Origin of the sequence: Streptomyces sp. NBC_00667, from assembly GCF_036226825.1 — a bacterium.
Taxonomy (GTDB): Bacteria; Actinomycetota; Actinomycetes; order Streptomycetales; family Streptomycetaceae; genus Streptomyces.
Genome location: NZ_CP109022.1, coordinates 3,660,579 through 3,685,000, shown reverse-complemented (window position 1 = coordinate 3,685,000; position 24,422 = coordinate 3,660,579). Strand labels below are relative to the sequence as shown.

The following is a 24,422-nucleotide window of genomic DNA, read 5'->3' as shown; positions in this document are numbered from 1 at the left end:
ACTCTATCAGACTCTTTCGTGTCCGATTCCCGGTCGAAGCGGGTTCCTTCCAGGAATTCGCTTTCGCGTTTCCCTTTCCGGCGAGACCGACTCTATCAGAACTTTTCCACCGGATTTCCCGGCTTCTGAATCCCGATTGAGGAGTCGAGGTGCCCCGGTCGGAATTGCGTCCTCGGGGGCGTGTGCCGAGCCGTTCAGCTCCAGGCAACCGTTCTACTCTACAGCTCCCCCGCCACACCGTCAAAACGGCTCGGCTCCTCCTCGGCCCGGGGCGTCCGGTCCTGCCGGGGCAGCAGGAAGGGGGTCGTCATGATGAGGAGTCCGGCGAGCGCGATCGCGAGGCGCGGGCTGGTGAGCCCGGCCAGCAGCCCCCAGAGAGCGGTCAGTGCGGCGATCGTGGCCTTGCTGGAGACGGACCACGCGGACAGGGTGCGGGCGACCCGGCCTGCCGGGGTCCGCTCGAGCCGGAAGGTGGCGAACACCGGGTTGAACACTCCCATGCAGGTGATCAGCCCGAACTCGACGACCATGACGAGCACCAGCCCGGCCGTGCCGGGGCCGATGAAGACCAGCCCGAGCAGCCAGCACGCCCTCAGCACCCCGGTCGTGAACATGACCCTGTGGCGCCCGTACCGGGCGACGAGCCGCGGGGCGAGGCGTGAGCCGATCAGACCGCCGATGCAGGGCACGGCGAAGGCCAGACCGTACTGCCAGGGTGCGAACCCGAGGCGTCCGAGCATGAGGACGGCGAGCAGCGGCTGGGTCGCCATGATCAGGCCGCTGACCAGGATGGTGTTGGCGAACAGCGGCCGCAGCGCGGAGTCGCGCAGGATGTACCGCCACCCGTCGAGCAGGTCGCCGACGCGCAACCGCGGTGGTACCGCGGTCTGCCTGGGCGGCGGCTCCTGGCCGCCGATCGCGCGGATCCCCACCGCCGAGAGCAGGTAGCTCACCGCGTTGGCCGTCACGGTCATCACCGGACCGAGCAACCCGATCGCGGCACCACCGAGGGGCGGACCGAGCACGGAGGCGGTCCAGTTCGTCGACTCGAACCGCCCGTTGGCAACGAGCAGGTCCTCCGGCCCCACGAGCGATTTCAAGCATGCGCCGCCGGCCGCGGTGAAGGCGATGTCGGCCGCCCCGACGAGGATCGACACGACCAGGAGCTGGGCGAAGCTCAGCCAACCGAGCGCGAACGCCGCGGGGACACTCATCAACGCCGCGAACCGGACCAGGTCCATCGCGACCATCACCGGCCGCTTCCGCCGGAACTCCACCCACGGGCCGAGCGGCACCGCCACCACCGCACCGACCGCCAGTCCCGCGGCCGCCAGCACCGACACCTGGGTCGTCCCGGCGTGCAGAACGAGGACCGCGATCAGGGGAAACGCGTCGAACGCGAGCCACGTCCCGAGGGTGCTGACCGCGTACGCCGCCCACAACCACCCGAACTGCCGCCCCAAAGCCCGCCCGGCCCCCATGCCCCACACCCCCGTCGCCTCACGCAGTTGGCCATCATGGCACTGCACCGCACCCCGTCGCTGCACACGCCGGCCGACCGGGCGGCCCCAGCAGTCGTACCGGTCGTCCGCGGACGACAGCGACCCGCTCGACCCGCTCGACCCGCTAGGCCGGACGGGCGCACTGGACGGCTGGTTCGTCGTACCGGCGTGACGTCCCGGGTCGCTGGTCTGAGTGCACTCTGCCGTCGCCCCGTGCGTCCGACGCGGACCGGTACCGGTTGCGCCCTAGCGTGGGTCCGGAACAATCCGGGCATACCGCGCCCGGAGATCCCGGGCTTTCGGAGGCACCCTCACCATGACCACCGGCATCGCAGAGCTCACCGGGGACTACGTCCTCGACCCGGCCCACACCCGAATCGGCTTTGTCGCCCGCCACGCCATGGTGACGAAGGTCCGCGGAGCATTCCACCAGTTCGAGGGCACCGCTCACCTGGACGGCACCGATCCGGCCCGCTCCAGTGGCCAGGTGGCGGTGAAGGTCGAGAGCATCGACACCGGCGTCGAACAGCGCGACCAGCACCTGCGCACCAACGACTTCCTGGACGCTCCCAACTACCCCGAGATCACGTTCCGCAGCACCTCGGTCGAGCCGCGCTCCGACAACGAATACCGCGTCACCGGCGACCTGACCATCAAGGACACCACCCGCCCGGTCACCATCGACTTCGAGTACACCGGCCATGCCGTCGATCCCTACGGCAACCTCCGCGTCGGCCTGGAGGGATCGGTGACCATCTCCCGTCAGGAGTTCGGGGTGACCTGGAACGCGGCCTTGGAAGGCGGCGGTGTCCTGGTCGGCGACAAGGTCGTCCTGGAGTTCGACATCTCCGCGATCAAGCAGGGGTAACAGCCCTGCGGAACCCGGCTAGGGGCTTGTGCGGGCGACCTTGCAGGGCTCGGGCGATGAGATCATGGACCAGGAACTCTCCGGGCAGGCGGTTCTCCTTGAGCGGTTCAAGGTTGTCGGGGCCGAACCACCCGTAGGCGGAGTGCTTGGACCATTCCAGCCTGGGATGGTCCAGGTCGCCCTCGACCTCGACGAGATAGTCGGCTTCGTGACGGACTCCGGCGCCGTCGTCTCCGGTCCAGGTGCTGGTACCGAGGAAACGCCGCACGTGGCGAAGGCGCCAACCGGTCTCTTCCTCGATCTCCCGCGCCAGAGCCTCCAGCAGGGTCTCGCCGTCCTCGACGTGACCTCCCACGATGTCCCAGGTATGGGGGAAGAGCCGGCGATGGGGACTTCGCCTTTGGGCGAAGGCTTTGCCGCTGTGATTGAGGATGACGGCCCCTACGGTCCAGACCTCCCCAGGTACGCCGAGGGGTAGCTCGACGTCGTGTTCCACGCTGAACGACCGTTTGTGTCCGGGCACGGTCGACAGGGTAGGCCGGGTGTTCCCGTCGGACGGGTGCTACAGGTTGACCCGTTTGAGGTACACGCGGCTGCGGTGCGGGACGGTCTGGTACCAGAGCAGCAGGTGCTCGTCCTCGTACGTACGCAGCCGCATCGGGTGGGGGTCCTCGTAGAGGCTGCCGTCCTTGGGGTCGATGGCCAGGGAGGCCAGGTCGACCAGGCCGTCCATGACGGCCTCGACGAGGCTCAACTGCTCCGCCGGCATGTCGCCGAGCACCCACACCCGGCCGGGATCGCACTCCCACGCCCAGCCGCCGTCGTTCTCGACGCCCTCGCCGCGCGAGGTCACTGACCGATCTCCGCCTGGGCCTCGGCGAGGATGCGGCTGCTCGTCTCCATGGCGGTCCGGAACTCCTGTTCCGTCGCTCGCGGATCACCGGCGACGCGTTCCGCCTCCAGGAGCGCCGCGGACCGCGCCGGCCATCGATGGATCGCCACGTGTGTGGCCCACTTGATCAGGAAGAACCGCAGCGGGTTGATCCCGCCGGTCTCCGCGGCCCGGTCGAACGCCTCGTTGCATTCCTTGTCGAGCACGGGGAGGCTCGCCATGTCGATCCGCCGCACGGCATCCCGCAGCGCTTCGCGCGTCATGGCCGGCTGGGGAATGAGCGGACCGCCGGCATCCAGCTGCTGTGCTGTCATCTGCCCTCCAGGGGAACGCGGCCAGGATACCCAGCCCGACCCACGGCCGAGCGGTTTCGGCCCCGTACGTCCGGGGAACTCGGGCGAACTCCGGTAAACGCAGAAAAGCCCCGCACCGGCCCCGAAGGGCTGGTGCGGGGCTTCCCGCAATGATTGTTCGGCGGCGTCCTACTCTCCCACAGGGTCCCCCCTGCAGTACCATCGGCGCTGAAAGGCTTAGCTTCCGGGTTCGGAATGTAACCGGGCGTTTCCCTAACGCTATGACCACCGAAACACTATGAAGTTGACCAACCGGATGACAACACGGTCGTTACTTCAGAACTAACACAGTGGACGCGAGCAACTGAGGACAAGCCCTCGGCCTATTAGTACCAGTCAGCTCCACCCGTTACCGGGCTTCCACATCTGGCCTATCAACCCAGTCGTCTACTGGGAGCCTTACCCTCTCAAGGAGGTGGGAATACTCATCTTGAAGCAGGCTTCCCGCTTAGATGCTTTCAGCGGTTATCCCTCCCGAACGTAGCCAACCAGCCATGCCCTTGGCAGGACAACTGGCACACCAGAGGTTCGTCCGTCCCGGTCCTCTCGTACTAGGGACAGCCCTTCTCAATATTCCTACGCGCACAGCGGATAGGGACCGAACTGTCTCACGACGTTCTAAACCCAGCTCGCGTACCGCTTTAATGGGCGAACAGCCCAACCCTTGGGACCGACTCCAGCCCCAGGATGCGACGAGCCGACATCGAGGTGCCAAACCATCCCGTCGATATGGACTCTTGGGGAAGATCAGCCTGTTATCCCCGGGGTACCTTTTATCCGTTGAGCGACGGCGCTTCCACAAGCCACCGCCGGATCACTAGTCCCGACTTTCGTCCCTGCTCGACCCGTCGGTCTCACAGTCAAGCTCCCTTGTGCACTTACACTCAACACCTGATTGCCAACCAGGCTGAGGGAACCTTTGGGCGCCTCCGTTACTCTTTGGGAGGCAACCGCCCCAGTTAAACTACCCATCAGACACTGTCCCTGATCCGGATCACGGACCGAGGTTAGACATCCAGCACGACCAGAGTGGTATTTCAACGGCGACTCCACCATGACTGGCGTCACGGCTTCAAAGTCTCCCACCTATCCTACACAAGCCGAACCGAACACCAATATCAAACTGTAGTAAAGGTCCCGGGGTCTTTCCGTCCTGCTGCGCGAAACGAGCATCTTTACTCGTAGTGCAATTTCACCGGGCCTATGGTTGAGACAGTCGAGAAGTCGTTACGCCATTCGTGCAGGTCGGAACTTACCCGACAAGGAATTTCGCTACCTTAGGATGGTTATAGTTACCACCGCCGTTTACTGGCGCTTAAGTTCTCAGCTTCGCACGCCCGAAAGCGCACTAACCGGTCCCCTTAACGTTCCAGCACCGGGCAGGCGTCAGTCCGTATACATCGCCTTACGGCTTCGCACGGACCTGTGTTTTTAGTAAACAGTCGCTTCTCGCTGGTCTCTGCGGCCACCCCCAGCTCAGGAAGCAAGTTCCTTCACCAGTGATGGCCCCCCTTCTCCCGAAGTTACGGGGGCATTTTGCCGAGTTCCTTAACCATAGTTCACCCGAACGCCTCGGTATTCTCTACCTGACCACCTGAGTCGGTTTAGGGTACGGGCCGCCATGAAACTCGCTAGAGGCTTTTCTCGACAGCATAGGATCATCCACTTCACCACAATCGGCTCGGCATCAGGTCTCAGCCTTAATGAGGGACGGATTTGCCTACCCCTCGGCCTACACCCTTACCCCGGGACAACCACCGCCCGGGCTGGACTACCTTCCTGCGTCACCCCATCGCTTACCTACTACAAGTCTGGTTCGTCGGCTCCACCACTTTCCTTTCCCCGAAGGGTCCGGAACGGCTTCACGGACTTAGCATCGCCTGATTCGATATTGGGCGTTTCAAAGCGGGTACCGGAATATCAACCGGTTGTCCATCGACTACGCCTGTCGGCCTCGCCTTAGGTCCCGACTTACCCTGGGCAGATCAGCTTGACCCAGGAACCCTTAGTCAATCGGCGCACACGTTTCTCACGTGTGTATCGCTACTCATGCCTGCATTCTCACTCGTGAACCGTCCACAACTAGCTTCCGCTGCTGCTTCACCCGGCACACGACGCTCCCCTACCCATCACAGCGGGCGTTGGCCCTATTGCTGCAATGACACGACTTCGGCGGTACGCTTGAGCCCCGCTACATTGTCGGCGCGGAATCACTTGACCAGTGAGCTATTACGCACTCTTTCAAGGGTGGCTGCTTCTAAGCCAACCTCCTGGTTGTCTCTGCGACTCCACATCCTTTCCCACTTAGCGTACGCTTAGGGGCCTTAGTCGATGCTCTGGGCTGTTTCCCTCTCGACCATGGAGCTTATCCCCCACAGTCTCACTGCCGTGCTCTCACTTACCGGCATTCGGAGTTTGGCTAAGGTCAGTAACCCGGTAGGGCCCATCGCCTATCCAGTGCTCTACCTCCGGCAAGAAACACACGACGCTGCACCTAAATGCATTTCGGGGAGAACCAGCTATCACGGAGTTTGATTGGCCTTTCACCCCTAACCACAGGTCATCCCCCAGGTTTTCAACCCTGGTGGGTTCGGTCCTCCACGAAGTCTTACCTCCGCTTCAACCTGCCCATGGCTAGATCACTCCGCTTCGGGTCTAGAGCGTGCAACTCAATCGCCCTATTCGGACTCGCTTTCGCTACGGCTTCCCCACACGGGTTAACCTCGCTACACACCGCTAACTCGCAGGCTCATTCTTCAAAAGGCACGCAGTCACGACCCATTGGGTAAACCCAATGAGCGACGCTCCCACGGCTTGTAGGCACACGGTTTCAGGTACTATTTCACTCCGCTCCCGCGGTACTTTTCACCATTCCCTCACGGTACTATCCGCTATCGGTCACCAGGGAATATTTAGGCTTAGCGGGTGGTCCCGCCAGATTCACACGGGATTTCTCGGGCCCCGTGCTACTTGGGAGATGAGCAAGCAAGCCGCTGATGTTTCGTCTACGGGGGTCTTACCCTCTACGCCGGACCTTTCGCATGTCCTTCGACTACATCAACGGTTTCTGACTCGCCGACCGGCCGGCAGACCGATCAAGCTCATTCCCACAACCCCGCATGCGCAACCCCTGCCGGGTATCACACGCATACGGTTTGGCCTCATCCGGTTTCGCTCGCCACTACTCCCGGAATCACGGTTGTTTTCTCTTCCTGAGGGTACTGAGATGTTTCACTTCCCCTCGTTCCCTCCACACTGCCTATGTGTTCAGCAGTGGGTGACAGCCCATGACGACTGCCGGGTTTCCCCATTCGGACACCCCCGGATCAAAGCTCAGTTGGCAGCTCCCCGGGGCCTATCGCGGCCTCTCACGTCCTTCATCGGTTCCTGGTGCCAAGGCATCCACCGTGCGCCCTTAAAAACTTGGCCACAGATGCTCGCGTCCACTGTGTAGTTCTCAAGCAACGACCAGCCACCCATCACCCTGCACTCGAAAGCACAAGTTCACTGGGGCCGGCATCGCAGAAGGACAGCCATACGGCCGTACCCTCAGACACCCAACAACGTGCCAAGCACGATCATTTGAGATCCGCACACTTTCCACGCCGAAGCAGTACTCGTGAGGGCCTTCCATGACCGTGCCAACTAATCAACGTTCCACCCATGAGCTGACCGTGCAGAACATTTGCCTGCAATCGGTACTGTGCTCCTTAGAAAGGAGGTGATCCAGCCGCACCTTCCGGTACGGCTACCTTGTTACGACTTCGTCCCAATCGCCAGTCCCACCTTCGACAGCTCCCTCCCTTACGGGTTGGGCCACCGGCTTCGGGTGTTACCGACTTTCGTGACGTGACGGGCGGTGTGTACAAGGCCCGGGAACGTATTCACCGCAGCAATGCTGATCTGCGATTACTAGCGACTCCGACTTCATGGGGTCGAGTTGCAGACCCCAATCCGAACTGAGACCGGCTTTTTGAGATTCGCTCCACCTCACGGTATCGCAGCTCATTGTACCGGCCATTGTAGCACGTGTGCAGCCCAAGACATAAGGGGCATGATGACTTGACGTCGTCCCCACCTTCCTCCGAGTTGACCCCGGCGGTCTCCTGTGAGTCCCCATCACCCCGAAGGGCATGCTGGCAACACAGGACAAGGGTTGCGCTCGTTGCGGGACTTAACCCAACATCTCACGACACGAGCTGACGACAGCCATGCACCACCTGTATACCGACCACAAGGGGGGCACTATCTCTAATGCTTTCCGGTATATGTCAAGCCTTGGTAAGGTTCTTCGCGTTGCGTCGAATTAAGCCACATGCTCCGCCGCTTGTGCGGGCCCCCGTCAATTCCTTTGAGTTTTAGCCTTGCGGCCGTACTCCCCAGGCGGGGAACTTAATGCGTTAGCTGCGGCACCGACGACGTGGAATGTCGCCAACACCTAGTTCCCAACGTTTACGGCGTGGACTACCAGGGTATCTAATCCTGTTCGCTCCCCACGCTTTCGCTCCTCAGCGTCAGTAATGGCCCAGAGATCCGCCTTCGCCACCGGTGTTCCTCCTGATATCTGCGCATTTCACCGCTACACCAGGAATTCCGATCTCCCCTACCACACTCTAGCTAGCCCGTATCGAATGCAGACCCGAGGTTAAGCCTCGGGCTTTCACATCCGACGTGACAAGCCGCCTACGAGCTCTTTACGCCCAATAATTCCGGACAACGCTTGCGCCCTACGTATTACCGCGGCTGCTGGCACGTAGTTAGCCGGCGCTTCTTCTGCAGGTACCGTCACTTTCGCTTCTTCCCTGCTGAAAGAGGTTTACAACCCGAAGGCCGTCATCCCTCACGCGGCGTCGCTGCATCAGGCTTTCGCCCATTGTGCAATATTCCCCACTGCTGCCTCCCGTAGGAGTCTGGGCCGTGTCTCAGTCCCAGTGTGGCCGGTCGCCCTCTCAGGCCGGCTACCCGTCGTCGCCTTGGTGGGCCATTACCCCACCAACAAGCTGATAGGCCGCGGGCTCATCCTTCACCGCCGGAGCTTTCAACCCCCGCCCATGCAGGCAGGAGTATTATCCGGTATTAGACCCCGTTTCCAGGGCTTGTCCCAGAGTGAAGGGCAGATTGCCCACGTGTTACTCACCCGTTCGCCACTAATCCACCCCGAAAGGCTTCATCGTTCGACTTGCATGTGTTAAGCACGCCGCCAGCGTTCGTCCTGAGCCAGGATCAAACTCTCCATGAATGTTTACCCGTAATCGGGTGAAACACACACTTAGAGCGGGTCAGCCAAGGTCGGAATAAGACCGGCTGACCACAACGTCCTCGCTGTGTTCATTGCCTGCCCCGAAAGGCAGGACTTTTTCAAAGGAACCTCATCCACCGGAGTGGACGGGGTATCAACTTCTGGCGTTGATTTTTGGCACGCTGTTGAGTTCTCAAGGAACGGACGCTTCCTTCGTACTCACCCTCGCGGGTTTTCCTCCGGGCGCTTCCTTTGTTCTTCTTTGTTCTTGCGTTTCCGACTCTATCAGATCCTTTCGGGCCTGACCCCCAGTCAGCGGGGTTTGTCTTCCGGGCTGTTGGGCCCTTCCGACTCCCCAAACTCTAGTGGATTTCCCCGGCGATTCATAATCGGCCTTCGGGAATTCATTTCGGGCATGCCGAAATCGTTCCCAGTGGGTGATCGTGCTGAGTTGGATGCCGCAACGAGGCGGCGGGATGTGCTGTCGCCGAACCTTCCGGTCCAGGGACAACTCGAAGAACCTTACGGATCCGTGGGGGGCGTGTCAACCCCTGGCTTGGAGGTCCTCCACGCGGTCCAACAGGCGGGTGAGCATGTCGCCCAACACGCCGCGTTCGGCCGTCGAGAGGTCCTGGAGCAAGTCCTCTTCGAAGACCGTGGCCGCCCGCATCGCGTCGAGCCACTTGCTGCGGCCCTCGTCCGTCAGCTCCACGATCACGCGGACGCGGTTCGACTCGTCCCGCTCCCGGGTGACGAGTCTCTCCGCCGTCATGCGGTCGATCCGGTGCGTCATCGCCGCCGGGGTCAGTCCCAGCTGCTTCGCGAGCTCGCTCGGGCCCATCCGGTACGGGGCTCCGGAGATGACGAGGGCCTTGAGGACCTCCCACTCCGCGTTGCTGATGCCCAGGGCCGCGGTCTGGCGTCCGTACGCGACGTTCATGCGGCGGTTCAGCCGGCTCAGTGCCGAGACCACCTTCTCGACCTGGGGGTCGAGGTCCTGGAACTCGCGCTGGTAGACGGCGATCTGCTCGTCGAGGCTCGGCTCGTGGACGGGGGTCGTGCCGTCGGTTTCACCCATGCCCCGAAGTATCGCACGAGGCCGTTGGCGTCTAACTCCTTCGATGTGTAGAGTTAAGCATCGAACTTTAGGCATGAAGTCTTGAGGCTTCAGTTATCGAGGCAGGTGAGAAGTGACCAAGGTGATGGGCGCTGCGATGCGGCGGATCCAGGCCGGCAACGCGTTGATCGCGTTCGGCATCGGCTTCACGGTTCCGTTCCTCTACATCTATGTGGCGCAGGTGCGAGGTCTGGGCTCCATGGCCGCCACGAGCGCGTTCGTGGCCTTTGCTCTGGGTGCTCTGATCGCGCTGCCCTTCACCGGTCGCGTCATCGACCAGCGAGGGCCGGTCCCGGTCGTGATGGGGGCGGCGGTGGCCGCGTCCGCCGGTGCGCTGTCGCTGGGGCTGTCCACCGGGGTCGTGCCGATCCTGCTGTCGGCCCTGGCGCTCGGCGCCGGGCAGGCCGTGATGCAGCCCGCGCTGGCCACGATGATCGTGTGGTGCTCGACCCCGTCCACCCGGACGCGGGCCTTCGCCCTCCAGTTCTTCATGCAGAACCTGGGGCTGGGCATCGGCGGTCTCATCGGTGGCCAGATCGTGGATGTCGGCCACCCGGACAGCTTCACCCTGCTCTTCGGCATCGAGGCCGTGATGTTCCTGGTGCTGGCGGGCGTGATCGCCACCGTGCGGATGCCGCACGCGCCGAGCATCAAGGACGCCGTGCCGAAGGACCCGGGGGCCGGGGGCGGCTGGAAGCGGATGCTGCGGCACAGGGCCATGGTCAAGCTGCTGGTGCTGGGCTTCGTGATCTTCTTCGCCTGTTACGGGCAGTTCGAGTCCGGGCTCGCCGCCTTCGGGACCGAGGCCGCCGGTATCTCCCCGTCGACCCTGGGCTTCGCGCTCGCCGCCAACACGGGGGCGATCGTCGTCGCGCAGTTCGTGGTGCTCAAGCTGGTCGAGAAGCGCCGCCGTTCCCGGGTCATCGCGCTGGTCGGTGTGATCTGGACCGGGGCCTGGGTCATCGCCGGGTTCTCGGGGCTGGGGCACGGCAGTGCGCTGATGGCAGCCGGTGCGTTCGTCGCGACGTACGCGCTCTTCGGCATCGGTGAGGCCATGCTGTCGCCGACGCTGGCGCCGCTGGTGGCGGATCTGGCGCCGGAGGGTTCCGTGGGTCAGTACAACTCGGCGTTCGCGCTGGTCAAGCAGATGGCGTTGGCGCTCGGGCCGCTGGGTGTACCGCTGGGTGCGGGCGTGCCGATGCTGTACATCGGGGTTTTCATCGCCGTCTCGCTCGGGATCGCGTGGCTGGCGCTGCGGATCGGCACGCAGCTGACTCCGGTGCAGGACAACCCGTCGCTGGCCAAGGTCGCGGTGCCGGCCGGGCCGGTCGTCGATCCGGTCGCCGTGCCGGTCGCCGTGCAGGTGTCCGAGCGCGTGACTGCGTAGGACGTGGTCGTAGAGGTAGACGTGGAGAAGTAGGGGAAGGGCCCGGTCCGTGGGGGACCGGGCCCTTTTCGTTCTGTGCGGTCGGCTGATGGCCGGCTGATGGCCGGCTATTTGTCCGGCAGGGCGAATTCGCACCAGACGGCCTTGCCGCCGCCGGGGGTGCGGCGGGTGCCCCAGCTGGAGGCGATCGTGGCGACGATGGAGATGCCGCGGCCGGTCTCGTCGCCCGGTTCGGCGCGGCGGCGGCGCGGGAGGTGGTCGTCGCCGTCGGTGACCTCGACGATCAGGCGGCGGTCGGTGCGGCGCAGCCGCAGGCGCATGGGTGGGGTTCCGTGCTGGAGGGAGTTGGCCACGAGTTCGCTGGCGGCCAGGACCCCGAGGTCGCACAGCTCGACGGGGAAGCGCCAGGAGGCCAGGACGCCCTGGGCGAAGGCGCGGGCGCGGGGGGCCGCCTCGACTCCGCCGAGCAGTTCGAGGGCGGCGTTGTGGAAGAGCTCGGCGTCCGCGCCGGTGCGGGCGGGCTGCTGGAGGACCATGACGGCGACGTCGTCGTCGTGGTCGGCGTCGACGCCGAGGGCGCGCATCAGGCGGTCGCAGATGACGGCCGGGGTGCCCTGGGCGCCGGAGAGGGCGCGTTCGAGGGCGGCGACGCCCTCGTCGATGTCCTCGCCGCGGCGTTCGACGAGGCCGTCGGTGTAGAGGACGGCGGTGGAGCCGGGGCCGAGCGCGATGGTGCCGGAGGTGTGCAGCCAGCCGCCGGTGCCGAGCGGCGGGCCGGTGGGGTCGGCGGCGCGGCGTACGGTGCCGTCCTCGTCGCGGACCAGGAGGGGGAGGTGGCCGGCGGAGGCGTAGGCGAGCAGGCCTTCGTTGGGGTCGTGGACGGCGTAGACGCAGGTGGCGATCTGGCTGGCGTCGATCTCGGCGGCGAGGCCGTCGAGGAGCTGGAGCACCTCGTGGGGCGGCAGGTCGAGGCGGGCGTAGGCGCGGACGGCGGTGCGCAGCTGGCCCATGACGGCTGCGGCGCGGACGCCGCGGCCCATGACGTCGCCGATGACGAGGGCGGTGCGGCCGGCGCCGAGGGTGATGACGTCGTACCAGTCGCCGCCGACGGCGGCTTCGGTGCCGCCGGGCTGGTAGGTGGCGGCGATGCGCAGGTCGTCGGGCTGTTCCAGTTCCTGGGGGAGGAGGGAGCGCTGGAGGGTGACGGCGGCCTCGCGCTGGCGTCGTTCGCTGGCGCGCAGGCGTTCGGCGGCTTCGGCGTGGTCGGTGACGTCGGCGAGGTGGACCAGGACACCGGTGTGGTGGGGGTCGGTTTCGCCGTCGGGGCCGGCTTTGGGGAAGGCGACGGGGGTGCAGGTGACGGTGTACGAGCTGGCGCCGCCCGGCGCGGAGCGGTTCTTGGCGGTACGGGGCTTGCCGCTGCGCTGGACCTGGTCGAGGAGCGGGAGCAGGCCGAGCTCGCCGAGTTCGGGGAGGGCGACGTGGGCGGGGGCGCCGGTGGTGCGGGCGCCGAAGCCGGTGGTGTAGGCGTCGTTGACGTAGGCGACGCGGTGTTCGGGGCCGTGGACCAGCGCGACGAGGGCGGGGAGCAGGCCGAGGACTTCCCGCGCGGAGAGTTCGTCGAGGGACGGCACGGCGGTGAGGGGGGCGGTTCCGGTACCGCGGACGGTGGGTTCGGCGGGGGCTCCGTCCGGGGGCGCAGGGGAGTGGGCGGCCGCGCCGCGGGCCGCCGGGACGGAGCCCTCACCCCGTTTGGCCTGGGCGGCGGCGTGTTCGGTCCGGGCGGCGGCGCGGCGCTGCGTTCCGGGGAACCGTGCGCTCCAGCGCGTGAAGTTCACTGCGTTCAAGCCTCGTGGTGTCGCAAGTGGTCGCTGTGTCTGCCCCGGCAACGGCCGGGGGCTGCCCCCAGGGTCGAGCGTTGGACGGTGTCACTCTGTGCAGGTGTGAGCCCACCTATGGTCACACGTCCAGTGTGGCCGAGCGCACTGACAGCGTCAGTCCCCTTTGTCCTTCGGGGGGTTGGCGGCGGGGCCGGGCGGGGGCGCGTGCCGGCCCTTGGGGGTGCCACCTGCGGCGAGTTCGAATTCCGCGCGGGGGTGTTCCAGGGAGCCGAGGGAGACGATCTCGCGTTTGAACAGGCCGGAGAGGGTCCATTCGGCGAGGACGCGCATCTTGCGGTTGAAGGTGGGGACGCGGCTGAGGTGGTAGGCGCGGTGCATGAACCAGGCGGGGTATCCCTTGAGCTTGCGGCCGTATACGAACGCGACGCCTTTGTGGAGGCCGAGGGAGGCGACGGAGCCGACGTACTTGTGTGCGTACTCGGTCAGGACTTCGCCGCGCAGTGCGGCGGTGAGGTTGTCCGCGAGGGCCCTGGCCTGGCGGACCGCGTGCTGTGCGTTGGGGGCGCAGTCGCGGCTGTGCTCGCCGGCGGTGATGTCGGGGACGGCGGCCGCGTCGCCGGCGGCCCAGGCGTTCTCGACGCCTTCGACGGTGAGGAAGGCGGTGCAGGCGAGGCGGCCGCGTTCGTTCTTGGGGAGGTCGGTGGCGGCGAGGATCGGGTGCGGTTTGACACCGGCGGTCCACACGACGGTGCGGGTGGGGAAGCGGGAACCGTCGCTGAGGACGGCGACGCGGTCCTCGCAGGATTCGAGGCGGGTTTCGAGGCGGACGTCGATGTTGCGTCTGCGCAGTTCACGGACCGTGTAGACGCCCATCTCGGTGCCGACTTCGGGGAGGATCCGGTCGCTGGCCTCGACCAGCACCCACTTCATGTCCTCGGGCTTGATGTTGTGGTAGTACCGGGCCGCGTAGCGGGCCATGTCCTCCAGTTCGCCGAGGGCCTCGACGCCTGCGTAGCCGCCGCCGACGAAGAGGAAGGTGAGGGCGGCGTCGCGGATCGCGGGATCGCGGGTGGAGGAGGCGATGTCCATCTGTTCGATGACGTGGTTGCGCAGGCCGATGGCTTCTTCGACGCTCTTGAAGCCGATGCCGTAGTCGGCGAGCCCCGGGATGGGGAGCGTGCGGGAGATGGAGCCGGGCGCGAGGACGAGTTCGTCGTACTCGATCTGCAGGGGGCCGGTTCCCTCGTCGGCGGTGGCGAGGGTCGACACGGTCGCGGTGCGCTTGGCGTGGTCGATGTGCTCGGCCTCGCCGATGACGATGCGGCACTTGTCCAGGACGCGGCGCAGCGGGACGACGACGTGGCGGGGGGAGATGGCGCCGGCCGCCGCTTCGGGGAGGAAGGGCTGGTACGTCATGTAGGGGTCCGGGGTGACCACCGTGACCTCGGCCTCGCCCGGTCTGAGCTTCCGCTGGAGCCGGAGGGCCGTGTACATGCCGACGTAGCCGCCGCCGACGACGAGGATGCGCGTGCGGGGCGGGGTGCCGGGTGCCGTGCCCGGGGAGTTAGCAGCCTTCACCATCCCATGACGCAACGTGGCTGGGAGTTTGTCCACAGGCTCTGCAAATTGTGTGACTGGGGGGAGGGGTGGGGCGGGGCTGTTGAGGCCTCCGGATCCGGGTGAAGCGCCGCAGGTCAGGCGGTACGGAGGGGGTGATTCCGGAGGCTTCTGGCGGAAAAGTGGGGGTGAATGCTCCGATCGGGCGGCGCTCCATGGGGGGCTGCCTCTTCTGAATTGACTCTGGCTCAACTATGTTCGTATCTCGTCGAGGAGCAGGACCGGGGCCCACTGACCGTGGCCCACCCTCGGCACGAAGGCGGGGAGTGTCTCCGGGGGGAGACAAATGATCACCGGGGGAAACATATGAACATGTCCGATTTCCATGGTTCTGCGACCGCTCTGTCGACCGACGGCGGCCGCGTGATGACCGGCGCGACGACGCACGGTGTGGGCCGTTCCACGCCCCTGCGCGTCGACGCCCAGCGCAACCTCGAACACGTCCTTCGCGCGGCGCGCGAGGTGTTCGGCGAGCTGGGCTACGGGGCGCCGATGGAAGACGTGGCGCGACGGGCGCGGGTCGGTGTCGGCACCGTGTACCGGCGTTTCCCGAGCAAGGACGTACTGGTCCGGCGGATAGCCGAGGAGGAGACCGCCCGGCTGACCGACCAGGCGAAGGCCGCGCTGGGACAGGAGGAGGAGCCGTGGCAGGCCCTCTCCCGCTTCCTGCGCACCTCGGTGGCCTCGGGGGCGGGGCGGCTGCTGCCGCCGCAGGTGCTACGGGTCGGCTCGGCCGAGGAGGACGGGGTCGAGGAGGCGGAGACCGCCCGCGTCCCGCACCAGCGCCAGGCCGTCGGGACCGGCGGCCCGGACCTGCGTGTCGTCGGTTCGCGCACCGCTCAGGACGAGCCGTCCGAGGACTCCGGGGCGGGCGCGCTGCTGGAGGTCGTGGGCCGGCTCGTGGACCGCGCCCGGGAGGCGGGTGAGCTGCGCGCCGATGTCACGGTGGCCGATGTGCTGCTGGTGATAGCCACCGCCGCTCCGGCGCTGCCGGACCCGGCGCACCAGGCCGCCGCTTCCTCGCGGCTGCTCGACATCCTGCTGGAGGGGCTGCGCTCGCGGACCGCGTGAGCGGGCGGCCGGGCGGCCCGTCACTCTGACGCCGGTCGCCCCGACGCCGGTCACTCGGTCGCCGGTCGCCCTGACGTCGGTCGCCTGACGTCGGCTCCGCGGGCGCCGGTCACTCGAACGTCAGCCACTCGAACGGGTGGGGCACCGTACGGTGATTCGCCGGATCGTCCCCGGATGAGTGGATGGTGCGCGCAGCGGCCCGGGGGTGTACCCGCCGTGTGCCACGCTGAATCGGTGTACCGGTTGAGTGTGGCGTGCGGGGGCTTCCGCGATGGGCGTTGACGGGCGGGGCGAGTCACTCGGTGACGCCGGTGGCAAGGCCGAGGTGGGCGGGTTGCCCGCCCGGCAGGTACCGGCGCAGCGCGACCCCGCCGGCCGGCACGCCGCCGGCGTGTCCGGTGCGGAACTTCCTCCGTCGGACGCCGACCTGGTGGCCCGGATGCGCGGCGGGAACGACAGTGCCTACGAGGAGCTGTACCGCCGGCACGCCGATGCCGTACGGCGCTACGCGCGCACCTGCTGCCGGGACGCGCACACCGCCGACGACCTGACCGCCGAGGTGTTCGCGCGGACGCTGCAGGCAGTACGGGGCGGGGCCGGGCCGGACCACTCGGTGCGGGCGTACCTGCTGACGACCGTGCGGCGGGTCGCCGCCGCCTGGGCGAAGACTGCCAGGCGGGAGCAGCTGGTCGAAGACTTCGCCGTGTTCGCGGAGCAGGCGGCGGCCGGTACGGAGAGCGGCGGGCTGGGCGGGCTGTCGGGGGACGACACCCTTGAGCTGGGCGCGGACGTGCGGGCCATGCACGAGGCGGAGCAGTCGCTGGCGATGCAGGCGTTCCGCAGCCTGCCCGAGCGGTGGCAGGCCGTGCTCTGGCACACCACCGTGGAGGAGTCCTCGCCGAGCGCGATCGCCCCGCTGTTCGGGTTGAGTGCCAACGCGACCGCGGTGCTGGCCAGCCGGGCGCGTGAGGGGCTCAAGCAGGCCTACCTCCAGGCGCACGTGAGCGCGGCGCTGGGTGAGGGCGGCGACTGCGCCCGGTACGCGGACCGGCTGGGCGCGTACGCGCGGGGCGGTCTGCGGATGCGGGCGGAGCGTGGGCTGCGGGGGCACTTGGAGGAGTGCGCCAAGTGCCGGCTGGCCGCGCGGGAGCTCAAGGACGTCAACGCGGGGATTCCCGCGCTGCTGCCGGTCGCGGTGATCGGGTGGTTCGCCGCCGGGTACGCGGCGAAGGCGGCGGGTGTGGTGGCCGGCGGGGCATTTGCCGCCGGTGGGGCCGGGGCCGCCGCCGCGGTGGCCGGGGGGACGGGTGCGGCGGCGGGGGCTTCGGGCGCCGGAGCTGCGGGAGCGGCCGGTTCGGCGGGCGCAGCAGGGGCGGGAGGGGCCGGGGCGGGGGGCGGGCCCGGAGGGGCGGTGCTCTCGGAAGGGCTGGGGATGCCCGCCAAGGCCGCCATCGCCGCGGGGCTCGCGGTGGCAGCGGCCGCGGGGGTGGTGTTCGCCCTCGTCGGGGACGATGCCGGGCAGCAGGCCGGGGCGCAGCCGGTGCCGGGGGTGGTGGCGCCGGTGCGGCCGCTGCCCGGGTCCGCCGCGCCGCCCGTGGCGGAGCCGGAGCCGCCGGAGGCGAAGTCGCCGGTGGTGGAGGCACCCGTACCCGTACCGCCGCGGCGCAGCAGTCCGGCTCCGTCCCGGACGCCGGTGTCCGCGCGGCCGGCCTCCCCGTCACCGCCTGCTTCGACGCCGCCTGCCCCCACCCGGCCCCCGAAGCCCGCGCCGAAGCCGCCGCAGGGGTTCCCGCTGGCCCGGCTGGAGCACTCCGCGTACGGGGAGCACGCCGGTCCCGAGCTGGAGACCTGGCGCAGCAGCTGGGTGTGGCAGCGCTGGGGGCTGGTGGTGGGCGGACAGCGGTTCGGGCAGGGGATCACGGTGAACTCCCGTTCCGCGGTGGAGATCGGCCTCAACCGGCAGTGCGGGGCCTTCTCGGCGCGGGTCGGGGTGGACGGCATGTCCCTGGTGACCGACGCCGAGGTGCGGTTCTCCGTGTACGGGGACGGCCGGCGGCTGTGGCAGTCGGGAGCCCTCGGGTACGACGACGCCCCGGTGCGGGTCGACGTGTCCCTGGCCGGGCACACGACGCTGCGGCTGGTGGTGGAGCGGGCCGGGCCGGGCCGCCTGCCGGCGCTCGTGAGCTGGGCCGACGCGGTGGTCAGCTGCGGGTGAGCAGCGCCGCGACCTCCTGCGGCGTCAGCGCGGCGCCCGCCGTCTCCTCCTCGCCGTAGCGGGCCGGCCCGAGCGCGGCGAGGTTGTCGCCCGGGAGCGCGTGCAGGGCGGCGGTCTCCGGGACCGACCGCGGGTAGCCCGCGCGCCAGGCGGTGGCGGCCGCGAGGACCCGGACGGATGCGGCGTGGTGCCCGGCCGAGGCCAGCATGACGGCCGCGGTCTCGGCGAGCGAGGCCAGTACGCGTTCGGCGCAGTGTGCGGTGACGGCCGCGTCCAGGGCCGGCCCGATACGGTCCAGTCCGGCCTGCGGGCCGTGCTCGCGGGCGGTCAGCATGGCCTCGACGTTGTCGAGTCCGGTGGTGAGCTGGGGGAGCGCCGAGGTCTTCGCGGCTTCGGCGCGGGCGAGCGCGATCAGGCTCCTGGCGTGGTCCTCCTGGCCGCGGAAGAGGGCGATCAGGGCGGTGAGGAGGTGGATGTAGGCCCGTACGTCGTGCATGGCCCCGTACCGCTCGACCTCCCCGGCGGCTTCGGTCAGCGCGCCCTCGGCGCTCACGAAGTCACCGGCGCAGAAGTCGCATTCGGCGAGCCGGGTGAGGACGAAGGGGACTTCGCTGTCCGCCCCGGCCTCGCGGGCGAGGTGCAGGCACTCCTCGTACGTGGTGCGGGCGAGGGCGTACTGACCTCGGGACAGCGCGAACTCACCGGTGACGCCCGCCACTTGGGAGCGGGTCCAACGGTCGCCGACGCGGCGGGCGATGTCGTGGAGCTCGGCGAGGTCGTTTTCGACGGTGGGCAGGCCGCCTGTGGTGTCGATGGCGAAATGGGCGCGGACCAGGAGGGTGACGCCCAATTCCCAGGGTGTGCCGTGACGGCGGCAGTTCTCCACGCTCTCGTCGAGATTGCGCAGGAAGTCGGTGGTGGGGCCGGTGAAGTGGGCCGTCATGGGCCAGAGCATGGCGGGGAAGCGGGTGGACTCCGGTCCGCCGTCCCGCAGGACGCCGGTGGTACGGGCGGCGCGGTCGGCGTATTCGGGGGTGTGGAACTCCTGCGGCGGGTGGCTCTCGGAGGTCAGGAACAGCTCGAGCATGGCGAGGCGGGCTCGGGCGCGGTACGCGGGAGAGCCCTCGGGCACGGCGGTTTCCGGGGTGAGGGCGAGCACCCGGGTGGCCCATTCGGCGCCTTCGGCGCGGTAGTGGCGCAGCCACCAGAACCAGGCGAGGGCGAAGGTGAGGCGCTGTGCGGTCTCGGCGTCGGCGGCGCCCACGGCGTGTTCGAGGGCGGCGCGCAGGTTGTCGAGCTCGGTCTCGATCCGCCGGATCCAGGGGATCTGGGCGGCGGAGCGCAGGTGCGGTTCGGCTTCTTCGGCGAGGGCGAGGAAACGGGCGGTGTGGCGGCGGGCGGTGGCCTCGGCGTCGCCGGGGGCGGCGAGGGCGCGTTCGGCGGCGTACTCGCGGATGGTTTCGAGCATGCGGTAGCGCATGCCGTCGGGGCCGGGTTCGGCGAGGACCAGGGACTTGTCCACGAGGGAACCGAGGGCGTCGGCCACGTCCAGGCCGGGCCCGGCGCAGACGGCCTCGGCCGCGGCGAGGTCGCAGCCGCCGGAGAAGACCGACAGGCGGCGCAGGACGGTGCGCTCGGGCTCCGTGAGGAGTTCCCAGGACCAGTCGACGACGGCGCGCAGGGTCTGCTGGCGGGGCAGGAGGGTGCGGCTGCCGCCGGTCAGGAGCCGGAAGCGGTCGTCCAGGCGGTCGGCGATCTGGCGCGGGGTGAGCAGGCGCAGGCGGGCGGCGGCGAGTTCGATGGCGAGGGGGAGGCCGTCGAGGCGGGCGCAGATCTCGGTGACGGCGTCCGGGTCGTCGGCGGGGTCGAAGCCGGGGCGCGCGGCGGTGGCGCGGTCGGCGAAGAGGCGGTGCGCGGGGGCGGGCGGCAGGGGTTCGAGGGGGCGCAGGGCCTCGCCGGGGACGCCGAGGGGTTCGCGGCTGGTGGCGAGGACGCGCAGGCCGGGGCAGTGGGTGAGGAGCCGGTCGGCGAGTTCGGCGGCGGCGTCGATGACGTGCTCGCAGTTGTCGAGGACGAGGAGCATGCGGCGCTCCGCGCAGTGCTCCACGAGGAGGGTGGCGGGGTCGGCGGAGGCGGTGCCCGTGTCGTGGGCGACCAGGGTGTTCTCGCGCAGGCCGAGGGCGCTGAGGACGGCTCCGGGTACGGCGGCGGGGTGGTCGAGGCGGGCGAGTTCGACGAGCCAGCCGGGTTCGGGGTGGGCGGCGGCGGCGTGCTCGGCGAGGCGGGTCTTTCCGGAACCACCGGGTCCGGTGAGGGTGACCAGGCGGAAGCGGGCCAGGTCGGTGCGGAGCGCGGCGAGTTCGGGTTCCCGACCGACGAAGGAGGTGAGGCGGGGGCGGAGGTTGCCGGTGGGGCGCCGCTGCGCGGGCGGGGGCGGGCTCAGGAGTTCGGCGTGCAGGGCGCGCAGTTCCGGGCCGGGGTCCGTACCGAGGCCTTCGGCGAGGGTGCGGCGGGTGTCCTCGTAGGCGGCGAGGGCCTCGGCGGGGCGGCCGGCGGCGCGCAGGGTGCGCAGGCGCAGGGCGTGGAGGGGTTCGTCGTACGGGTTCTCGTGGATCAGCGCCTCCAGTTCCGGGAGGAGCGTGGCCGGGGCGGGGGTGCCGGCGGCGAGGTCGGCGGCGATCCGGTCGCGGAGGGCGGCGACGCGCAGGGCCTCGGGGGCGGCGGCGTGGGAGGTACGGGCGGGTTCGGGGAGGTCGGCGAGGGCGGGGCCGCGCCAGAGGGCGAGGGCGGAGCGGAGGGTGGCGGCGGGGTCTTGGTGGCGGGCGGCTTCGCGGGTGAGGCGGGTGAAGCGGTGGAGGTCGACGTCGTCGCGGGTGGCGGCGAGGCGGTAGCCGCCGGTGGGGTCGGCGAGGACGGCGTCGCGGGAGCCGAGGGCGCGGCGGAGCCGGGAGACGAGGGCCTGGAGCGCGGCGGGGGCGTCTTGGGGCGGGTCGTCGCCCCAGACCTCGTCGACGAGGTCGGCGACCGGGGCGGCGGCGGGGGCGCCGGCGCGGAGGGCGAGGGCGGCGAGGAGGGCGCGCAGGCGGACGCCGCCGATGGGGAGGGGGGCGCCGGTCGCGTCGTGTGCCTCGGTGGGGCCGAGGATGAGGTACCGCACCGGGCAATTCTGCCTTGCCCCTGGCCGGGGTGGGTGGGGGTTTTTTGGGGGGCCGGGACGGGGTCGCGCCTGGCGGGCACAGGCGGCGGCGGGGCCGGGCCGGGGGTCGCGCCTGGCGGGCACAGGCGGCCGGGTCGGCTGCGGCGCCGCCCCGCGGAGCGGCCCCGGCTGCGCCGGGCTTTCTGGGGCTCCGCCCCAGGCCCCGCGCCTCAAACGCCGGCGGGGCTGAATGTGGTGGCCCGCGCCTCGAACGTCGGCGGGGCTGGATGTGGTGGCTCTGGTCTCAAACGCCGGCTGCATGTGGTGGCCCCGCGCCTCTGACGCGGGGGATGCGGTGGCCCCGCGCGATCGAACGCCGGCGGGCTGGATGTGGGGGCCCTGGTCGGACTTGGTGGGGTGGCGAGGGGGGGCGGCTGGTGGGGTTCCGGGCGGTCAGGAGAGGGCCGGGCGGCGGTCGGGGAGGCCGGTGGGGACGGCGCGGCGGCGGGGGGTGGAGGTGCCCGTCCAGCAGGTGCCGCGGCGGGCCAGGAGGCGGCGGAGCCACAGTTCCATCGAGACGAGTTCCGCCAGCCCGTCCAGCGGGACCGGCCGGCCGTCCGCCGCGTCGAGCAGGGCCTGCCGCACGACCCGGGCCTCGATCAGCCCGGCGTCGGCCAGCAACGGCGCGGTGAACAGGGACAGCAGTGAGGTCAGGGCCGCGCGCAGCCCCAACCGGGTCGCCGTCTCGTGGGGCTCGGGGGAACTCACCCCCCAGCCCGGCGGGAGTTCCCGTACCCCCGAGGCCGACAGCACGCTGCGCAGGATCGCCGCCCGGGCCCCGGGCTGCACCCGCAGGGACTCCGGCAGGGCGCGCGCGGCCCGTACGACCTGGTTGTCCAGGAACGGGGCGTGCAGGCGCTGGCTGCGGACCTCCACGGCCTGCTCGAAGACCCGGTGGTCGGCGGCGTGCCGGGTCAGGGCGGCGCGGGCGCGGGCCTCGCCGGGGCGCAGGGACAGCGGGGGCCGGCCCGCCGCGGTGGCGAGCCGGATCGATACTTCCGCCAGGGCCTCGCCGGTCAGCCAGCCCGCCGCCGGGCCCGGGCGGCACCAGGTCAGGGCGGCCAGCGAGGCGTCCACCGGCCCGGCGGCGGCCGCCGCGACGGCCCCTTCGCGCAGCCGGGCCGCGGCGGTTTCCATGCCCGCCCGGTATGACGTACGGGCGAGCCGTCGGGCCGCCGCGTACACGGTCAGCGGCACCAGCAGGGAGTGGGAGTCCGCGGACGCGGTGCGCGCCAGCGCGGCCACCGGGCGCAGCAGGTGGCGTCTGCGGCGGTCCATCAGGAGGTCGGCCAGCCGGGCGGGGTGCGCGTCGAGGACCTGGCGGGCGCCGTGGCCGGTGAAGTGGTCGGCTGAACCGGCCGCCAGCCGGCGCCGCTCGCGGGCGGCGAACACGAGCGAGGGACCCGGTTCGTCGGTCAGCGGCCCGTCGAGGTCCGCGTACGGGAGCGCTTCCTCGGCGGCGGCCACGACGACGTGGTGCAGCCGGGGATCGGTCGCGAGGGCGTGGGCCCGTTCCAGTTCGGCCTCGCGCCCCTGGGGCGTGGCGAGGTCGTTGAAGGTGACGGCGAGGAGCCGTGAGCCGGATCCGGGCAGGGTCCCCGGTACGCCGGGCAGGCCCGCCGCGAGCAGGGCCAGCGTCGCGGAGGCGCTGCCGCCGGAGAGGTCGGAGCCCACTCCGGGCACCGGGGCGGGGGCTCCGCGCGCCGCGCGCCGGTCGGCGGGGCCCATTCCCGGTACCGGTCCGGGGTCGGGGACCAGGGCGTCGGGGGCATGCCGGGGAGCCGTGAGCCGGGCGCGCACCGCGTCGACCAGTGCTTCCCGTACGCCCTCCACCGCCCGCTCGGGGTCGGCTTCCGGGGCGGCGACCGCGAGGGAGGCGACCGGTTCGTAGCCGGTGATTTCCCGGGAGCCCTCGCGCAGGATCAGCGTGTGGCCGGGCGGGATGCGCCGGACGCCGACGTACGGTGTGCCGTCGCCCAGTGCCTCCGGGCTGTCGGGGCAGGCCAGGAGGGCGGCGAGGTGGCCGATGTCGAGCTGCGCCTCGATGAGGTCGGCGAGCGGGAGCGCGGCGGTGGCGTAGGCGGTGCCGCCCGCCCAGGGCGTGTAGAAGACGGGCCGGGCGCCGGCGAGGTCGCCGAGGACGGTGATGCGGCGGCCGGCCTGGACGACGGCGGTGTAGCTGCCGGACCACTGGGTGAGGTGGCGCAGCGCCCCGCCGCGGGCGGCGTACAGCGCGCGGCGCAGTTCGGCGTCGGTGGCGCCGCAGCAGCCGAGGACGGCGAGCCGGGTGAAGGGGTCGGCGGGGTCGGCGGTGATGGTGCGGATCTCGTCGGGGCGCCAGTCGCCGACGGCCCAGAGCGGGTCGGGGTCGCCCCACAGGAGTTGCGCCCCGACGGGGTGCACCGTGCGCTCGGCGTCCTGGGCGGCCGGGTCGTCGGGGTAGGCGGCGTCCGCGAGGCCGCCGCGGGGGGTGTCCGAGTAAGGGGTCCCGGCGGTGGAGTCGTACGCGGTGGAGGTGTGGGCCGTCGATCCGTACGGGGACCCGCCCGCGGCCCCGTATGTGGACGCGGAGCCGGAAACGCCCTGGCCGGAGACCCTTCCGGCCGTGCCGAAGCTCGCGGCGATACTGCTCCACCCGACCAACCAGCGCACCGCCGCCGCCTCCCCAGCCTGTGGGCAAATGACCGGGGCACGGGCAGTGCGGTCGGCATGCGGGCGCGACCGTCCGGGGCCCCGGGTGGCTCGGGGTCCATGCTGCCACGAGAGAGGGCATGCGAGAGGGGTTCGGGGGGCGCACATGCAGACGAACACGCCCCCGACACACGGTATTTGGCGTTCCGTTCCCACCGCCCCATAGGTCGCTTTCAGCCATTCTTCGGCCGTACTGAGGGTCGGTGACGGCCCGCGACAGCCCCTCGGGGCCGCCGGCGGGGCGCGGCCCGAGGGGCGTGAACCACCCCCCGGACCGTTCCGCCACCCGCGGGGATTGAGGCAGCGGCATCCCCCGGCCCGCCCGGCTCCCACGGGATCCGCGCGACGGGCCGACCCACGCACCGCACATCGAATCGCCGGGCCCGGCGGGCGGCCAGAGCGCACGGCCGGGCGCACGGCACCACGGGCGGAG

The 24,422-nt window shown here is 69.7% G+C and carries 13 protein-coding genes and 3 rRNA genes; 4 read left to right on the top strand and 12 right to left on the bottom strand.

Going from position 1 to position 24,422, the window contains the following annotated elements; all coding sequences use genetic code 11:
• Window positions 1-218: 218 nt before the first annotated feature.
• Window positions 219-1,481 (bottom strand): MFS transporter, encoded by a 1,263-nt coding sequence (locus OHA81_RS17145; RefSeq protein WP_329196950.1) that lies wholly within the window; start codon window positions 1,479-1,481, stop codon window positions 219-221.
• 337 nt (window positions 1,482-1,818) lie between these two features.
• On the opposite strand from OHA81_RS17145, the gene OHA81_RS17140 reads away from it, so the two are divergent.
• Window positions 1,819-2,370, top strand: a complete 552-nt coding sequence (locus OHA81_RS17140) for a YceI family protein (protein WP_329196948.1) — start codon at window positions 1,819-1,821, stop codon at window positions 2,368-2,370.
• Here OHA81_RS17140 and OHA81_RS17135 read toward each other — a convergent pair.
• The 7 genes from OHA81_RS17135 to OHA81_RS17105 form a co-directional block, all read right to left on the bottom strand.
• Window positions 2,357-2,866: an NUDIX hydrolase gene (locus tag OHA81_RS17135; protein ID WP_329196946.1), complete on the bottom strand. Its 510-nt coding sequence runs from the start codon at window positions 2,864-2,866 to the stop codon at window positions 2,357-2,359. The genes OHA81_RS17140 and OHA81_RS17135 overlap by 14 nt on opposite strands.
• A gap of 66 nt (window positions 2,867-2,932) precedes the next feature.
• Entirely contained in the window at window positions 2,933-3,223 is a 291-nt protein-coding gene (locus OHA81_RS17130; protein WP_329196944.1) for a hypothetical protein, read from the bottom strand.
• Complete coding sequence (locus OHA81_RS17125; protein ID WP_329196942.1) at window positions 3,220-3,576, bottom strand: hypothetical protein; 357 nt, start codon at window positions 3,574-3,576, stop codon at window positions 3,220-3,222. The genes OHA81_RS17130 and OHA81_RS17125 overlap by 4 nt, the downstream gene beginning before the upstream one ends.
• Before the next feature lie 155 nt (window positions 3,577-3,731).
• Window positions 3,732-3,848, bottom strand: a 5S ribosomal RNA gene (gene rrf, locus OHA81_RS17120).
• Window positions 3,849-3,921: 73 nt separating this feature from the next.
• A 23S ribosomal RNA gene (locus OHA81_RS17115) occupies window positions 3,922-7,044 on the bottom strand.
• A 285-nt stretch (window positions 7,045-7,329) separates the two neighbouring features.
• Window positions 7,330-8,854: ribosomal RNA gene (locus OHA81_RS17110) — 16S ribosomal RNA — on the bottom strand.
• The 16S, 23S and 5S rRNA genes sit together here, the layout of an rRNA operon.
• A gap of 544 nt (window positions 8,855-9,398) precedes the next feature.
• A complete protein-coding gene (locus tag OHA81_RS17105) occupies window positions 9,399-9,932 on the bottom strand; it encodes a MarR family winged helix-turn-helix transcriptional regulator (RefSeq protein ID WP_329196939.1) in 534 nt (177 codons plus the stop codon).
• A 124-nt stretch (window positions 9,933-10,056) separates the two neighbouring features.
• Here OHA81_RS17105 and OHA81_RS17100 point away from each other — a divergent pair, with 124 nt between their 5' ends.
• Window positions 10,057-11,358: an MFS transporter gene (locus tag OHA81_RS17100; protein WP_329202341.1), complete on the top strand. Its 1,302-nt coding sequence runs from the start codon at window positions 10,057-10,059 to the stop codon at window positions 11,356-11,358.
• Between the two features lie 107 nt (window positions 11,359-11,465).
• Here the strand turns inward: OHA81_RS17100 and OHA81_RS17095 are convergent, their stop codons facing one another.
• Window positions 11,466-13,196 (bottom strand): ATP-binding SpoIIE family protein phosphatase, encoded by a 1,731-nt coding sequence (locus OHA81_RS17095; RefSeq protein ID WP_329202339.1) that lies wholly within the window; start codon window positions 13,194-13,196, stop codon window positions 11,466-11,468.
• A gap of 156 nt (window positions 13,197-13,352) precedes the next feature.
• Window positions 13,353-14,780 carry an NAD(P)/FAD-dependent oxidoreductase gene (locus OHA81_RS17090; protein ID WP_329196937.1) on the bottom strand — a complete coding sequence of 476 codons (1,428 nt, stop codon included), beginning with the start codon at window positions 14,778-14,780 and terminating at the stop codon, window positions 13,353-13,355.
• 342 nt (window positions 14,781-15,122) lie between these two features.
• On the opposite strand from OHA81_RS17090, the gene OHA81_RS17085 reads away from it, so the two are divergent.
• Entirely contained in the window at window positions 15,123-15,887 is a 765-nt protein-coding gene (locus tag OHA81_RS17085) for a TetR/AcrR family transcriptional regulator (RefSeq protein ID WP_329196936.1), read from the top strand.
• A 271-nt stretch (window positions 15,888-16,158) separates the two neighbouring features.
• A complete protein-coding gene (locus OHA81_RS17080) occupies window positions 16,159-18,102 on the top strand; it encodes a sigma-70 family RNA polymerase sigma factor (RefSeq protein WP_329196934.1) in 1,944 nt (647 codons plus the stop codon).
• Here OHA81_RS17080 and OHA81_RS17075 read toward each other — a convergent pair.
• Both OHA81_RS17075 and OHA81_RS17070 read right to left on the bottom strand, forming a co-directional pair.
• Window positions 18,089-21,259, bottom strand: coding sequence for a BTAD domain-containing putative transcriptional regulator (locus OHA81_RS17075; RefSeq protein WP_329196932.1), 3,171 nt, complete (start codon window positions 21,257-21,259; stop codon window positions 18,089-18,091). The genes OHA81_RS17080 and OHA81_RS17075 overlap by 14 nt on opposite strands.
• A 432-nt stretch (window positions 21,260-21,691) precedes the next feature.
• Window positions 21,692-23,950, bottom strand: a complete 2,259-nt coding sequence (locus OHA81_RS17070; RefSeq protein WP_329196929.1) for an asparagine synthase-related protein — start codon at window positions 23,948-23,950, stop codon at window positions 21,692-21,694.
• Window positions 23,951-24,422: the final 472 nt, after the last annotated feature.

Excerpts from the sequence above, each read along its gene's own strand:
- OHA81_RS17140 (WP_329196948.1), top strand. The coding sequence starts at position 1,819 with ATGACCACCGGCATCGCAGAGCTCACCGGGGACTACGTCCTCGACCCG.
- OHA81_RS17090 (WP_329196937.1), bottom strand. The coding sequence starts at position 14,780 with ATGGTGAAGGCTGCTAACTCCCCGGGCACGGCACCCGGCACCCCGCCC.
- OHA81_RS17105 (WP_329196939.1), bottom strand. The coding sequence starts at position 9,932 with ATGGGTGAAACCGACGGCACGACCCCCGTCCACGAGCCGAGCCTCGAC.
- OHA81_RS17100 (WP_329202341.1), top strand. The coding sequence starts at position 10,057 with ATGGGCGCTGCGATGCGGCGGATCCAGGCCGGCAACGCGTTGATCGCG.
- OHA81_RS17145 (WP_329196950.1), bottom strand. The coding sequence starts at position 1,481 with ATGGGGGCCGGGCGGGCTTTGGGGCGGCAGTTCGGGTGGTTGTGGGCG.
- OHA81_RS17085 (WP_329196936.1), top strand. The coding sequence starts at position 15,123 with ATGAACATGTCCGATTTCCATGGTTCTGCGACCGCTCTGTCGACCGAC.
- OHA81_RS17125 (WP_329196942.1), bottom strand. The coding sequence starts at position 3,576 with ATGACAGCACAGCAGCTGGATGCCGGCGGTCCGCTCATTCCCCAGCCG.
- OHA81_RS17080 (WP_329196934.1), top strand. The coding sequence starts at position 16,159 with ATGGGCGTTGACGGGCGGGGCGAGTCACTCGGTGACGCCGGTGGCAAG.